Below are 14776 nucleotides of genomic sequence, written 5' to 3' on the forward strand. Positions count from 1 at the left end.
TCAAAGCTGTTTTTTGTTTAAATTAGCGTTTGGGCTGTAAAAAAGCGTCCTAAAACAGGATTTAGGACGTTTTTTGTCTGTTTTATGAGCTGGTTTTTAGTGTTTGCTTCTTAAATTGACTCGGCGTTAATCCCGTTTCTTTTTTAAACACCGCATTAAAAGTCGATTTAGAATTAAAGCCAGCTTGAAATGCCAGTTCTATCAGGCTGAGTTTTTGAGGTGAGTCTTGCTCTATTTCGCGTTTAACATCATTCACTCTATGCTGGTTGATGTACTCACAAAAGTTGTTCCCCGTTGTGCTGTTAATAGCCCAAGATATTTCTTTACTACCGAGCCCTGTTTGATCTGCTAAGTCGTTTAGTGACAGCCTAGGTTGTCGATAAAGCGATTCATTAATAATCAAGTTATCAATGGTTGAGAAAATTTGCTGTGCAAGTTGCTCATCAGACGAATCAGCTTCTTCAGCTTCGGTTTCTTCAGGTAATGTGACAGGCTCGAATTGAAAGCTATTCTTGATGGTGTGGAACAACAAAAAGCTAAACATAAGCAGTAACAGTATTTCGTTTAATAAGTACCAGTACATCTTTAAATCGAGCGGCGTGATTGGTTGCACATTCATGCGCAGCAAATCGAATACGACAATAATGGCAAAAATAAATAATGCTTTGAACAACCACTTTAACTTAAGGCTCTCAGCATCTGAGCGCGCATGCATAAGTTGTTTGTGGTAGCCCTTTAAAGTGCCATAAGCAAAGTAGAAGTAGCCAAGTTGACTGAGCGAACCGAGTAAAATGATCGCCTGCGTGTAGTGGGTAAAGGCCAAGGAAATAGCCGCAGGAATTAAGTGAACCGCGTAGTGTGATGTTATAAAGGGCTGCTTACCTGTAATCGACAAGGTAAAAAAGTAAATCATAGGCCCATACAGTAATGTAAATGCCGGTGTGATTAAGTAATCAGAAAGGCCTAACCCTTCTAACAGGTTAAAGGCGCATACACAGCCTTGAAATACAAATAGCAGCACCAAGGAACGACTTTGTTTTTGGCTATTAATTAATAATGCACCAAATAACATTTGGAACAGAAAGATACTCTGTACAAGGTGTACAGGGAATAAAGAGATTGATTGCAAAGTAGTTTACGTTCTTATTCTTTTAACTGAGTTTAACAACTCACCATCACCTTGTAATCATAGGCATAAAAAAACCTTGTGGCAGCACCACAAGGTTTTAATCTTTGCCCGAAGCCCGAAGCCCGAAGCCCGAAGCCCGAAGCCCGAAGCCCGAAGCCCGAAGCCCGAAGCTCGAAGCTTATCTCATAGTAACAAACTCTTCTGAGCCAGTTGGGTGCAGTGCAACAACGGCATCAAAATCTGCTTTGGTTGCGCCCATTTTCATGGCCACGGCAAAGCCTTGGATCATTTCATCAACAGCAAAACCTAAGCCGTGTAAGCCTACAACTTTCTCGTCAGGGCCTGCGCACACTAGCATCATGTTACATGCTTGGCGGTGCTGAGTAACCGCAGTGTACATAGCAGCAAAGCTTGATTTATACACTTTTACGTTCTCGTTGCCGTACTGCGAAATTGCTTCTTGCTCAGTTAAACCAATGGTACCAATTGGCGGGTGGCTAAATACCACGGTAGGAACTAAGCTGTAATCCATTTTTAAATCATCTGGCAGGTCTTTATTGAACAAACGCTCTGATAAAGTACGGCCTGCTTTTACTGCAACAGGGGTAAGCTCTATACCGCCTTCGATGATATCACCCACAGCATAAACATTTTTAGCCGTGGTATTTTGGTACTCGTCTACCTTAACGTAACCGCCTTCGTTTACTTCAACACCCGCTGCGACTAAATTAATCTTATCAGTCGTCGGTGTACGGCCAATGGCCCAAATGACTTGATCAACATTTTGACTGTAGCCATTTTCAAAGTGGATAGTTAAGCTGCCATCGCTTTCTTTAACTACTTCTTTTGGTAAGCATTCGGTATGCAGCGTCGGGCCTTCTTTGGCCATAATATCAACAAGGGTGTCGATGATGTATGGGTCAAAGGTGCGCAGTGGTTTATTTTTACGAACAAATAAATGGGTTTCTGTACCTAGGCTATGTAGTACACCGGCAATCTCTACCGCGATATAACCGGCACCAACAACGGCAACGCGTTTTGGTTGTTCATTCAGCTCAAAAAAGCCATTTGAATCGATGCCGTGTTCAGCACCTGGGATATTTGGAATGCTAGGGCGACCGCCTACGGCCACTAAAATATGATCGGCGGTGTAGTGCTCGCCGTCTACTTCGACTGTTTTACTGTCAACAAATTTAGCAAAGCCTTTAATAACTGTTACGCCGTTTTTAGCAAGGCCATTATCGTAACCTTTATGAATGCGGCCAATATAGGCTTCACGGCTTTCTACTAGTTTACTCCAGTTGAATTCTTTTACTTCAACATTAAAGCCGTAATCAGGGGCGTATAAGTTAATTGCTTCAGCAACTTGAGCGCCATGCCACATTACTTTTTTTGGTACACAACCTACATTTACACAGGTTCCACCCATATGTTTTGCTTCAATTAGTGCCACTTTCGCGCCACGCATTGCTGCACGGTTAGCTGACGCTATCCCGCCGCTGCCGCCGCCAATCGCAATGTAATCAAAATGCTGAGCCATCTTTAGTCCTCAAGTTTATATAAAACGTATTTCTCTGATAATAACACATGGCAGACCCGTTAAAAGCCCCTTGTATTTCGAGACGTACGCCCCAACTTAAAAATCATATTCGAAACGATTTGAGAGCTAACATGAGCGATTTACAAAATAACCCACTAATAGGCCTTGAAGGCTTACCACCGTTTTCAAAAATTAAGCCAGAGCATGTTGTGCCGGCGCTAAAAGCGGGTATTAGCGAATGCCGCGCTAAAATAGACGAAGTGCTGGCTAATAAATCATTCACTTGGCAGGACTTAGTGTTACCTCTTGAAGAAGTTGACGATAAATTATCGCGAATGTTTTCTCCGGTATCGCATATGAACTCCGTAGTTAATAGCGATGAATTACGTGAAGCGTACGAACAATGTTTACCACTTATCTCAGAGTATTCAACCTTTGTTGGTCAACACCAAGGGTTGTATGAAGCCTACAACGCACTGCACAACAGCGATGAGTTTAAAACGTTAAGTACGGCTGAACAAAAAACTATTACTAATGCATTGCGTAGCTTTGAATTATCGGGCATCGCCTTGGCGCCTGAGCAGCAAAAGCGCTACGGCGAGATCAGCGCACGTTTATCAGAACTTGCGGCTAAATTTGGCAATAACGTGATGGATGCCACATTGGCTTGGCAAAAGCACATTACTGATGAAAGCGAACTCGCAGGTTTACCTGAGTCGGCGTTAGCGTTAGCGGCAGATACAGCAGCAAGCAAAGAATTAGATGGCTGGGTATTTACGTTAGATTTCCCGTCGTATTTACCTATTATGACCTATGCAGATAACCGTGAACTACGTGAAGAAACGTATACGGCATTTGTAACCCGTGCGTCTGATCAAGGACCTAACGCGGGCGAATTTGATAACTCAGCAATAATGAGCGAAGAACTCGCACTACGTCATGAAATAGCGCAACTATTAGGTTTTGCCAGTTATGCAGAAAAGTCACTCGCCACTAAAATGGCTGAAACACCAGAGCAGGTATTCTCATTTTTAGAAGACCTAGCGGCTAAATCTAAACCTCAAGCTGAGCAAGAGCTTGCTGAGTTACAAGCTTACGCCAAAGAAAAACACGGTATTGAGCAACTTGCTGCGTGGGATTATGGCTATTACGGTGAAAAACTAAAACAAGAGAAATACGCAATATCAGACGAAGTATTGCGCCCGTATTTCCCCGCAGATAAAGTACTAAGCGGCTTGTTTGAAACGGTAAATCGTTTATTTGGTATTAGTGTTAAAGAGTTAAAAGACATTGATAGTTACCATAAAGATGTACGCTTTTTTGAAATTTACGACAGTAGCAATACCCTGCGTGGCCGTTTTTATCTTGATTTATACGCGCGTGATCACAAACGCGGTGGCGCGTGGATGGATGACTGCATGGGTCGAAAAGTACGCGCCAATGGCGAGTTACAAACGCCTGTAGCGTATTTAGTGTGTAACTTTAATAAAGCGGTAGGCGATAAGCCTGCACTGTTTACTCATAATGAAGTCACCACTTTATTCCATGAGTTTGGCCATGGTATTCACCATATGCTAACCCAAGTTGATGCCGCGCCAGTTGCGGGTATTAATGGTGTTGCATGGGATGCCGTTGAGCTGCCAAGTCAGTTTTTAGAAAACTGGTGTTATGAAGAAGAAGCACTTAACTTTATTTCAGGCCACTATGAAACGGGCGAGTCATTGCCTAAAGAGTTATTGGATAAACTACTAGCAGCTAAAAACTATAACTCAGGCATGCAAATGCTGCGTCAAATCGAGTTCTCGTTATTTGATTTTAGAATTCACAACGATTATCAAGCGGGTGAAGAATGCCAAATTCAAGCGCGTTTAGATGAAGTGCGTAGCCATACATCAGTTGTTAAAGCACCAGAGTTTAACCGTTTTCAACATGGTTTTAGCCATATCTTTGCTGGTGGTTATAGCGCGGGTTATTATTCGTATAAATGGGCCGAAGTGCTTTCAGCTGATGCGTTTTCCAAATTTGAAGAAGAAGGTATTTTTAACCCAGAAACTGGGCAAGCCTTTATGCAGCATATTTTAGAAAAAGGCGGCAGTGAAGAGCCAATGGAGTTGTTTAAAAACTTCCGTGGTCGTGAGCCAAGTGTCGATGCACTATTGCGCCACAGTGGTATTGCAGCTTAAGCACTACGTATATTTAATCTTTAAAAAGCGCCGTTTGGCGCTTTTTTACTATTTAGAGTAATAAATTGTCGCAAAATCAGGGCTCCGTACTATGCTTTTTTAAGTAATTAATAAAAAGGAATTGGGCATGACAAAACTGGTACTGGCGATTGATGATGATAAATATGTTCATCGTGTAATAGAGGAATCATTAGCGGGGTTTTGTCAGTTAATTCATGCTAAAAATGGCGAAGAAGGTTTAAGGCAAGCTTATAAATATAGCCCTGACATTATTTTATTGGATGTTGAAATGCCCGGGAAAACGGGCTACGAAGTGTGTCGTGAGCTGAAAAATAATGAGCAAACCAAAGATACCCCAGTAATGTTTTTGTCGGGTAAAAGCGAATTATCAGAACGTGTTAAAGGTTATAATGCCGGTGCTGCCGATTACATTGTAAAGCCCTTTAATACCGAGGAATTAATGGCGCGTATTCGGGTGTTGTATCAATATCGTCAGCATTCTATTAAGTTAAAAAATGATGTAGAGCGCGCGCAGATCACCGCTGAAATAGCCATGACTGACTCCGGCGATATGGGTCGCATAATGCGTTATGTAGGGCAAACCTATCACGCCCATGATGTGCAATCATTATCGGCCCATTTTTTTGAATTCTTCCGACCGTTAAATCTCGATGTAGTTGTGGCTTTTTGGTATCAAGATGTAGGGGTTGTGTGCACTGATGACGGTGGTGTTTGTCCGTTAGAGCAAGAGTTATTAGAAAAGCACCGTTATTCTAATCGCTTTGTTGATTTTAGTAGTCATACTATTGTTAATTACCCGAAAGTGTCTATTTTAATTAAAAATATGCCTTTAGATGATGTTGTGTTGTATGGCCGCTATAAAGATTTATTCCCGCATATTTTGGAAGTAACCAATGCCAAAATCCAAGATATGGAAGTAAACGAAAAAGCACTGGCCCAAGCGCATGCGGTTGGTAATGCTTTTAATGAGCTTTCTTCGCAATTATTTGTCAGTAGCGAGGCGCGCGAAGAAGCCGTAGCTAAATTGACAACTCAGTTATCTGAATTACGTGCACTTATGCAGCATGAACCCGCTTTTGCTGCGAACCAAGCATTGGCATTGCAGGTTGAGCAATTAGAGCAAACACAATTACAGTTAACAGTCTTGAATGATGACTTGGCTTTTATTAAGCATCAGCTCAATCACATTATTGAATCGCGTAGCGAATTGATCGATAGCCTGAGTAAAATTGCTACGCCGGAGCACACTCAAGACGTTACTTCGCAAACGGATATTGAGCTATTTTAGTGCTATGGCGCTTAGCAGTTGATATACTTCGCGAGCTATTCACGGTCGGAGTTTATTTTGGTTATACAGTGTCCTTTTAAAGAAGTACGTCCTTATCTTAATGAAATTGAGCTGCGTTTTGGGCTCGCTGAGTGGGCGGCACAAAGCGAAGGCTTTTCACTTCATTATGATGATCAAGGCTTAAGCTTACGAAAAACCGATGAACCAAAACTTGGCGCTATTAGTGTTGATTTTGTTACCGGTGCGGTGGCTCACCGTCGTAAATTTGGTGGCGGTAAAGGGCAGTCTATCGCCAAAGCGGTTGGTTTAAATAAAGGAGCGACCCCCGTTGTTCTAGATGCGACCGCAGGGCTTGGCCGTGATGGTTTTGTGTTAGCATCGCTGGGTTGTAAAGTGATTTTACATGAGCGCCATCCGGTTGTTGCAGCATTACTTTATGATGGTTTGCAACGTGCTTATAGCGATAATGAAATTGGTCCGTGGATGAAGCAAAACATGAGCCTAGTGTTTGGCTCCAGTCATACCTTACTCGCGCAATGCGAAAGTATGCCAGATGTGGTTTATTTGGATCCAATGTTTCCACACCGTGAAAAGTCAGCACTGGTTAAAAAAGAAATGCGGGTGTTTCAAGACTTGGTTGGCGCAGATAATGATGCTGATGACTTACTCGCATTTGCCTACCCACTTGCCAGCAAGCGAGTGGTAGTTAAACGCCCCGACTACGCACCGTTTTTAAACAACCAAACGCCAAGCATGCAAATAAAAACCAAAAAGAATCGCTTTGATGTGTATGTCAAAGCCGCCATGGTGTGAAGCTTTATTCGTATTTTTTATTTTTGTTCCTATAAAGTTATAAGTGTTTCATATCGGCTTTCATTAAATTGTCATAAATAGTTAATAGTGTACGCGCAGTTACCCAAAGGAATTTAATTTCATGCGCGTGTCATCATTCACTCGGTTGCTGGCTATTTTGCTGGCATTGGCTAGCCTGCTGTTAGGCGGAACCTTGTACTGGGCAAGTCAAACCTTAGTTAAACTCGAACAACAAGACCAATCTTATAATCAATTAAAAAATAAAATACTTGTTGATTTAAAAGGCTTACTAGAAGATTACTTAGCACAGGGCGATAGTCAGTATTTAGGGAAAGCGTCGGATTTAATTAGCCAAGTAAAAGACACCCAACTTGCCATTTTACCAATTGATTTAAAACAACAGTTAGATCTGCAATTAAGCCAACTCGATACTGATATAAAAGGTAAGTATCGTGCTTTAGGTAAACTTTCAGGTAATGAAACAGCATTGCTTGATAATGCACTTAGGCAAATGGCGGGCTCAGCATCTTCCTTGATTGGTTATGCTAACAAAGCAGGGCAACAAAATACTAACGCGCAGGCTTATTATCAGCTTGCCAGTGATTACTACCGCGAAGTGACAAATTTGTCGTTGTTTACTTATCAGCTAATGCTTAGTTTTGATCAAGACACACAAACCAACTTACAACAAAGTATTGCTAACTTAAACCGTTTAGCAAAGCAGATTGACGAGCTTGAAAACTTGGGCGTTATGAGTGAAGTTGATGAAGATAGTTTGTTTATAGATGAAGAAGCCGAAGATTTAGCCGGTGAAATTAAGGCAGAGCTAAGAAGCTGGCCGAACCGCTACCCACGTGATTTAGAGAACACCATTGCACAAGCTCAGCAGCGTCAAACAGGCATACAGGCTCTGCGCAAACAGATCAGTACACTTTCTGACACGGTGATAAATGCTGAGCAGCAACTTAAAATTCAGCAAGGTACGTTAAAGCAGCGAGTATTCGTAGTGTTTTGCATTGCCATTGGCATGTTGGTTGTATTGGCTGTTGGTGTTTACTTTGTACAGCGAAATCAAGTATTAACCCCGCTTCGTCAACTACGTGATGGCTTTGCATTTTTAATCGAAAGTAACGAATTAAAAAATATTGAAAGTAGTAACTCAAAAACAGAAGTTGGTGAAATAGCTAGTTACTTTAACCAGTTAATTGAGCGTCAACGGTTAGAGGCTGAAGAGCGTGCACAAATGCTCAAGGTGATTAACGATTTTATGCAAGAAATGAGCGAGCATCTACATACGATAAGTCAGCAAACAGATGCCAGTCATCATCAAGTTGAACAAAATCAAGAATTATTGGCTGATATTCAACATATTGGTGAGCAAGTAAACGATATAAACGGCAAAGTAGCAGATAACGCCAAGCATACGTTTTCAGCAATGGAGCAAAGTTTAGGGTTTGCCCAAAACATGCTCAGTGCTAGCTCAAATACACAACAGCGGGTGGAGCATGGTTTACATAGCTTGCAAGAGTTGCTCAGTGGTGTACAAGATGTAGGGAAAGTTATTGAAGTGATCCGCAATATTGCAGATCAAACTAATTTGCTGGCACTCAATGCTGCGATCGAATCAGCGCGCGCAGGTGAACATGGCCGTGGTTTTGCTGTGGTTGCAGATGAAGTGCGCAAGTTAGCTCGGCAAACACAAGGTTCGCTGAGTGATATTAATAACCAGCTCAATCTATTGAGTGAAAACTCAACTATGGTGTCAACGCAAATATCAGCATTAGCTGATGATGCTCAATTGCAAACCGATAATGCCCAAGAGCTGAAACGAAACTCCGAAGGGGTAGCTCATAATGCACAGGATGCTAATAAAGTCGCTTTTGATGCCATGGAGTTGGCAAAGCAGCAAAACTCATTGTTAGAGAACTTCAGCCAGTCAATGCAAAGTATGAAAGGGCAGGTGAGTGAATCCAGTTTATTAGTGGCTGATATTCATCAGCGTTTACAGCAGCAAATGCATACTATTCGCAGTAGTTTAGGATTGTAACTTTGCTTGCAAAGGCACAATTACTCGCAACTCGATGTTAGGGTTGGTTGCGCTTTTGTGCTATTTTGGTGTTGTTCAAAACCCATCACTTTAAAAGGAAATATCATGATTTCTCAAGGTCAAACATTACCAGCCGTTAGTCTTACACAGCTTACTGACGACGGTATGCAAACACTTACCAATGAAACACTTTTTGCAGGTAAAAAAGTGGTGTTATTTGCAGTGCCAGGCGCGTTTACACCTACGTGTTCAAATGCACATTTACCTGAGTTTATTACTCTAGCAGATAAAATAAAAGCCAAAGGCGTTGACGCTATTTACTGTGTATCAGTAAACGATGCGTTTGTAATGAAAGCATGGGGTGAGCAACATAATGCTCAAGCAATCGAGATGCTTGCCGATGGCGATGCTAGCTTTACCAAAGCACTTGGTTTAGATAAAGACACTGCTGCATTTGGTGGTGTACGCTCAACGCGTTATGCAATGATTGTTGAAGATCAGCAAGTCACAGGTTTATTTGTTGAACAAGATAAAGAGTTTGCAGTAAGTCGCGCAGAAGCGGTACTTGAAAAGCTTTAAAAAAGAGCTAAAAAAGCCGAACTTTCATTCGGCCAAAGTTACCAAGGGAACTGGCAAATAGCACTTATAGGCATAGAGTTTAATACAAACCCTATGCCTTATTGCTAATTAAGGCTGGTATTGTGCGTCAAGCGTTAAACCGGCAAAGGTTTTATAAGCATTCACACTCATGTGCCAAGTTCCTGCTTGAGGATTGCTAAACGTACATGTCTCTGCGTTACCGTTTTTATATGGGCGGCAATCATAGCTAGAGCCTGTTGGTTGGCTGCCAAACTTAACAAATAAATCTGCATCACCTGAGCCACCAGACGTTGTTACGGTAAAGCTTGCCATTCCTGCTGGAACATCAAGGGTATAATGTTTCCATTGCCCTGCATTAGCTGAAATATCAGATACAGTTCCACCACCTGCTTGTGGATTACCTGTGTTACCAGAGGTTGTTAAATTACCAACTAAACTCACGCCTGAGTAAGCCGAGTAACCACGTACCATCACATGATATGTACCAGCAGTTGGGCTGTCTATAGAGCACTCTTCGCTGTTACCCCCTTTATACGGACGACAATCATAAGTTGATGTAGTGGGTTTACTACCTGAGCGTACATATAAATCTGCATCACCCGTTCCGCCACTCATAGTGAAAGTCACATTACTTGCGCCACTTGGTACAGTCATTGTATAAAAAGTATCACTACTCGCAGCGCCACTTAGGCCCGTTTGAGCTTGGCCATCAAGTAACTCATTGCCGCCAACGGGTGGTGTAGTACCACCGCTTGCAGCAGCAACTGCGGCTGCAGCGTCAACAATACCAGTACCACAGTTATTGCATGTGGCAGGGAATGAGCGAGTGCTTGATTTTAATATGCTTTCAATTTCATCAGGCGTTGCAGTTGGCTTTGCTTGTTTAATAAGAGCAGCAACACCAGCAACATGAGGTGCAGCCATCGATGTACCTTGTGAGTAATGATAGCTGTCACTTGAAGGACTTGATGAACCTGAGTTATGTGTAGATAAAATACCTTCAGAATCATTAGCAAAGCTTTGCGCACCACCAGGTGCTGCAACATCGATAGATGTACCATAGTTTGAGTAGTAAGCTCGACCACCATTACGACCAACCGATGCAACATTTACTACGCCATTACAGTTACCAGGGTTATAGTTGTTAGCATTGTCGTTATCATTACCTGCGGCAATGACAATTACAGTGCCGTTATTACGTGCTTGGTTAATCGCGTTTTGTGTTGTTGAGCTACAAGAGCCGCTGCCACCCAAACTCATGTTGATGACATCAGCAGGATTAGCATTAGCTGGTACGCCAGAAACTGATCCGCCTGAAGCCCAAATAATGCCGTCGGCAATATCAGATGTTAAACCACCACATTTACCAAGTACGCGTACCGGAACAACTTTAGCATCATAAGCAACACCAGCAACACCTTCGCCATTATTCGTAACGGCTGCAACAGTACCTGCAACATGGGTTCCGTGCCAGCTTGAACCTTGTGCACTGTTATTATTACCACACTCACCGGCAGATACTGCATCACCTGGATCGCGTGCATCACTATCGCGTGCGCCGCCGTCATTTGCGACAAATGTATCCGAAATCATATCGTAGCCAGGTAAAATATTGGCATTAAGATCAATGTGTGGACGATAACCAGTATCTAATACTGCCACTGTTACACCGCTACCTGTTGCGGTATCCCATGCAGTTGGAAGGTTTAACCCGCCAGCTTGCTCATAGTAATGCCATTGGTCGTCATAACGAGGATCGTTAGGCGTTGCAAATGGTTTTAACATCTGGTCGATTTCAATGTATTCAACATTGCCTGAAGCCATTACTTCTTGCATATATTGTTGGGCTTCGTCAGCGCTTAGTTTTTTATTTGCACGCATAACATGATGGTTGCTCAACGCCATTGCACGGATATATTGCGCCTTAACTTTTCCTTTTTTACTAGTAAAGTTTTTAACAAAGCCTTGGGCCTTTTTATTCATCATTTGTGGGCTAGTTTCAGCAGCCGACATTGTGCTCATTTCATCAGCGTTATTTTTATATTTGATGATAAAACGTGTACCGAGAGGAGCTTGGCTTTGTAGTTTTGTCGTTATGTCAGCAATAGATGGTGTCATTGCTTCGCTAGGATTTGCCATGCTTGATGTCGCTGCAAATATCGCGCTCACAGTAAGCGCTACAGCGCATTTTTTAAATGTTTTTCTTGTTGTCATAATTATCCCTAGATTGTTATTAAGCTTCACGATGAATTGTCGTGAAGGGGAATAAAAGTAAATGATCTGTTAAAGTAGTTAAAATAACGTTTTATTATTAATGTCTCTATTTTAGTTATATCGGGATGTTTATATGGCTAAATACGATTTTATGACTTTTATTATGCCGTTACAGTGGTTATAAAGTATTAATTAATTTATAGAATAGCGAGGTGAACATTTATTTTTTCAGACTTTGTTGTTAATAATAAAATAGTGAAATACCGCTCAGTTTGTACTTTTAAATTTGCTACAATTGCAAAAATTTCCTCATGAGATGAACAAATGACCCAAGTAGATGTAATAGTGATCGGTGCCGGAGCCGCAGGTTTAATGTGTGCAGCACAAGCAGGATACCGTGGCCGCAGTGTTACAGTGCTTGATATGGGCAAAAAGCCTGGTCGTAAAATTCTCATCAGCGGCGGCGGACGTTGTAACTTCACCAATGAAAACGCCAGCCCTGAAAACTATTTATGTGGTAATCCACACTTTGTAAAATCGTGTTTAAGCCGTTATACCCAGCATGATTTTATTGAGCTGGTGGACAGACACGGTTTGGCGTATCACCATAAAACCCTTGGGCAGTTATTTTGCGACAATAGCGCACAAGATATCGTTGATATTTTGCTAACTGAGTGCGAGTGGGCGGGTGTTAATGTTGCGCTGCGTAACGAAGTGCTTAGCGTTGAAAAAACCGCTACTGGCTATCTCGTGATCACAGAACAACAGTCATACAGCTGTGAGTCACTCGTTGTTGCCGCTGGTGGCTTAACCATGCCAAAACTAGGCGCAACACCAATAGGGTATAAAATTGCTGAGCAATTTGGCTTAAAAGTATTACCGACCATGGCAGCACTTGTACCATTTACCTTGCACCAACATGATAAGGACCGCTTTGAAGGGTTATCGGGTATTAGCGTGCCATGTATCGTCAGCAGTGAAGACGGCACAAGTTTTAAAGAAAACATCCTATTTACTCACCGTGGTTTATCAGGCCCCGCTATATTACAAATCAGCTCATTTTGGCGAGCAGGGCAAGCAGTGACTATAAACCTGTTACCAGAGCTTGATTTAACAGAGCAATTAGCAACATGGCGAGAAACCCAAGCACAAAAATCATTAAAAAATAGCCTAGCGACTATTTTGCCAAAACGCTTTATTGAAATACTGCATGAGAGTAAAGCTATTCCAGATTGCAATGTAAATCAGCTCACCCATAGCCAAATTGACGAGCTAGCTAATTACATTCATAACTGGCAAATTAAACCCAACGGCACCGAAGGTTACCGCACAGCGGAAGTAACTCTAGGCGGTATAGACACCGACGAACTTAGCTCAAAAACCTTTGAAGCGAAAAAAGCCCAAGGGCTGTACTTTATTGGTGAAGTAACCGACGTAACCGGTTGGCTAGGCGGCTATAATTTTCAATACGCGTGGAGCTGCGGCTTCGCAGCAGGGCAGTATTGTTAGCTTGTGCAGAGACAATAAAGTTTGCCCGTAGTGAGATATGCTACAACATGCTCATTTTCTCTAGCTGATTTAAGGTTATTGATAATGAGCAGTTGCATAATTCTTATTACATCCATTTTCAAACAAGAGTTTGAATATTTGGTCAATGCTAAGAAAAATAATAACATAGTGTTAATATTAGGAACTTTGTAGCGCCTATGTGGTCATATTAAATTAGTGTTATAGGGAACACTTATTGTTTAGGGAACAAATATTGTGACAACGTGGCGCTGGCCTTTTATTATTTCATTACTGCTCCACGGGATAATTTTTTCAATATTAATGAGTGTTAAAACCCCAAAATTTGTAGCGATAGATACTCCCCCAATTAAAGCATACATGGTTAGTATGGTGTTGCCTAAGTCATTGCCTACAATAGAAAAGAAGAGCAACCAGCACGACGAAGCCACGCTGTTGAAAAAGCTTGAAAAACCAATTATTCCTGCTGCAAACACGATTGTAAAAATTAAAAAAACAATAAAGCCTGTAACGCCCAAGGCACAAACAGACTCTAACAGCTATAAAAAAATAGACCTTAAATTAGGTTTAAAGAGCATACTAAAGCAACAGCAAAATACATTCCCATCAACACCTCCAACGTCACAAGCTTTAGCACAACCACTGCGTATTACTGTGCCAAAGGAGCACCAGCAAACCAGCATAGACCCATTAAAAGTTGAAAAGCAAAGCATGCAATTAACTATCTATCGCCTCGGAGATAACTGCTTTAAAAAGGTATCGATAGGAGCTGGTGTAATGCCAAAAAGTGACCTACCAGATAGTTATTTAGTAGGCACCACTTGTGCTAAAACAAAAGTAACCGACGCCTACGATCAAGCAATGAACAAATGGTTAGATAAAAAGTGACTACTGTGCGGAAGTCATTAGAAATAAAAAAGGACAGGCGCAATTTTTGTTAAGACAGCTATTTTGACAAAAATGGGGTTAACCAATTCAGCTCAAAGAAGAACCTATACCCTTACCTCACCATCGTCCCTGACTTAATCACAAAGTTTCCTGCTAATTAGTGAACAGTTATTTTATTATGTTTGTACTGCTGAACCTCTTCGTTTTACAGCTCTCGTATAACTACACAGATATAAAACATAGCAACACATAAAACACGCCATAATTTTTGTTTGCTTTATGTTCAAAAACTGATTAATATGCGCTCGTTCAATTATTCAGCACTTATCCTAAGTGTTGGGTTCATCAACTAACTGTGAAGGAGAAAATACTATGACATTTACATCAACATCCTTTGCAGGTCTTATCCGATAAGAGACTGGTTACTTAGCTACGTATTTATATATTAAGTACATTTAGGTAAGCATTGCGTTTAAACGCGTTCCTTTCGTTTGATTTCAAAATAGATCCAGACCTGCCAATTCGA

General features: G+C 41.6%; 10 protein-coding genes. 7 read left to right on the top strand and 3 right to left on the bottom strand.

What is annotated here, in order from left to right; all coding sequences use genetic code 11:
• Positions 1 to 82 precede the first annotated feature (82 nt).
• A complete protein-coding gene (locus FW757_RS10320) occupies positions 83 to 1129 on the bottom strand; it encodes a helix-turn-helix domain-containing protein (protein ID WP_182760728.1) in 1047 nt (348 codons plus the stop codon).
• 178 nt (positions 1130 to 1307) lie between these two features.
• Entirely contained in the window at positions 1308 to 2669 is a 1362-nt protein-coding gene (gorA, locus tag FW757_RS10325) for a glutathione-disulfide reductase (RefSeq protein WP_182740612.1), read from the bottom strand.
• 131 nt (positions 2670 to 2800) lie between these two features.
• Between gorA and prlC the strand changes: the two genes are divergently transcribed.
• The 5 genes from prlC (at position 2801) to FW757_RS10350 (ending at position 9600) form a co-directional block, all read left to right on the top strand.
• Complete coding sequence (gene prlC, locus FW757_RS10330) at positions 2801 to 4852, top strand: oligopeptidase A (protein ID WP_182719252.1); 2052 nt, start codon at positions 2801 to 2803, stop codon at positions 4850 to 4852.
• Positions 4853 to 4979: 127 nt separating this feature from the next.
• The gene (locus FW757_RS10335) at positions 4980 to 6161 is read left to right on the top strand and encodes a response regulator transcription factor (RefSeq protein ID WP_182719251.1); all 1182 of its coding nucleotides are present in this window, start codon (positions 4980 to 4982) and stop codon (positions 6159 to 6161) included.
• 57 nt (positions 6162 to 6218) lie between these two features.
• On the top strand, positions 6219 to 6974 hold the full coding sequence (locus FW757_RS10340) for a class I SAM-dependent methyltransferase (RefSeq protein ID WP_145238699.1): 756 nt from the start codon (positions 6219 to 6221) through the stop codon (positions 6972 to 6974).
• A gap of 121 nt (positions 6975 to 7095) precedes the next feature.
• Positions 7096 to 9021, top strand: coding sequence for a methyl-accepting chemotaxis protein (locus FW757_RS10345; RefSeq protein ID WP_182740614.1), 1926 nt, complete (start codon positions 7096 to 7098; stop codon positions 9019 to 9021).
• 105 nt (positions 9022 to 9126) lie between these two features.
• Positions 9127 to 9600 (top strand): peroxiredoxin, encoded by a 474-nt coding sequence (locus FW757_RS10350; RefSeq protein ID WP_145238704.1) that lies wholly within the window; start codon positions 9127 to 9129, stop codon positions 9598 to 9600.
• 108 nt (positions 9601 to 9708) lie between these two features.
• On the opposite strand, the gene FW757_RS10355 is transcribed toward FW757_RS10350, so the two are convergent.
• Positions 9709 to 11835 carry a S8 family peptidase gene (locus FW757_RS10355; protein ID WP_182831093.1) on the bottom strand — a complete coding sequence of 709 codons (2127 nt, stop codon included), beginning with the start codon at positions 11833 to 11835 and terminating at the stop codon, positions 9709 to 9711.
• Positions 11836 to 12159: 324 nt separating this feature from the next.
• Here FW757_RS10355 and FW757_RS10360 point away from each other — a divergent pair, with 324 nt between their 5' ends.
• Together FW757_RS10360 and FW757_RS10365 are read left to right on the top strand one after the other, a co-directional pair.
• On the top strand, positions 12160 to 13344 hold the full coding sequence (locus tag FW757_RS10360; protein WP_145238710.1) for an NAD(P)/FAD-dependent oxidoreductase: 1185 nt from the start codon (positions 12160 to 12162) through the stop codon (positions 13342 to 13344).
• A gap of 255 nt (positions 13345 to 13599) precedes the next feature.
• Entirely contained in the window at positions 13600 to 14250 is a 651-nt protein-coding gene (locus tag FW757_RS10365; protein WP_182794245.1) for a hypothetical protein, read from the top strand.
• The last annotated feature ends 526 nt before the right edge of the window (positions 14251 to 14776 follow it).

It is taken from the genome of Pseudoalteromonas sp. 1181_04 (genome assembly GCF_052850545.1).

Coding starts and splice junctions, on each gene's coding strand:
- prlC (WP_182719252.1), top strand. CDS start 2,801: ATGAGCGATTTACAAAATAACCCACTAATAGGCCTTGAAGGCTTACCA.
- FW757_RS10350 (WP_145238704.1), top strand. CDS start 9,127: ATGATTTCTCAAGGTCAAACATTACCAGCCGTTAGTCTTACACAGCTT.
- FW757_RS10335 (WP_182719251.1), top strand. CDS start 4,980: ATGACAAAACTGGTACTGGCGATTGATGATGATAAATATGTTCATCGT.
- FW757_RS10360 (WP_145238710.1), top strand. CDS start 12,160: ATGACCCAAGTAGATGTAATAGTGATCGGTGCCGGAGCCGCAGGTTTA.
- gorA (WP_182740612.1), bottom strand. CDS start 2,669: ATGGCTCAGCATTTTGATTACATTGCGATTGGCGGCGGCAGCGGCGGG.
- FW757_RS10355 (WP_182831093.1), bottom strand. CDS start 11,835: ATGACAACAAGAAAAACATTTAAAAAATGCGCTGTAGCGCTTACTGTG.
- FW757_RS10345 (WP_182740614.1), top strand. CDS start 7,096: ATGCGCGTGTCATCATTCACTCGGTTGCTGGCTATTTTGCTGGCATTG.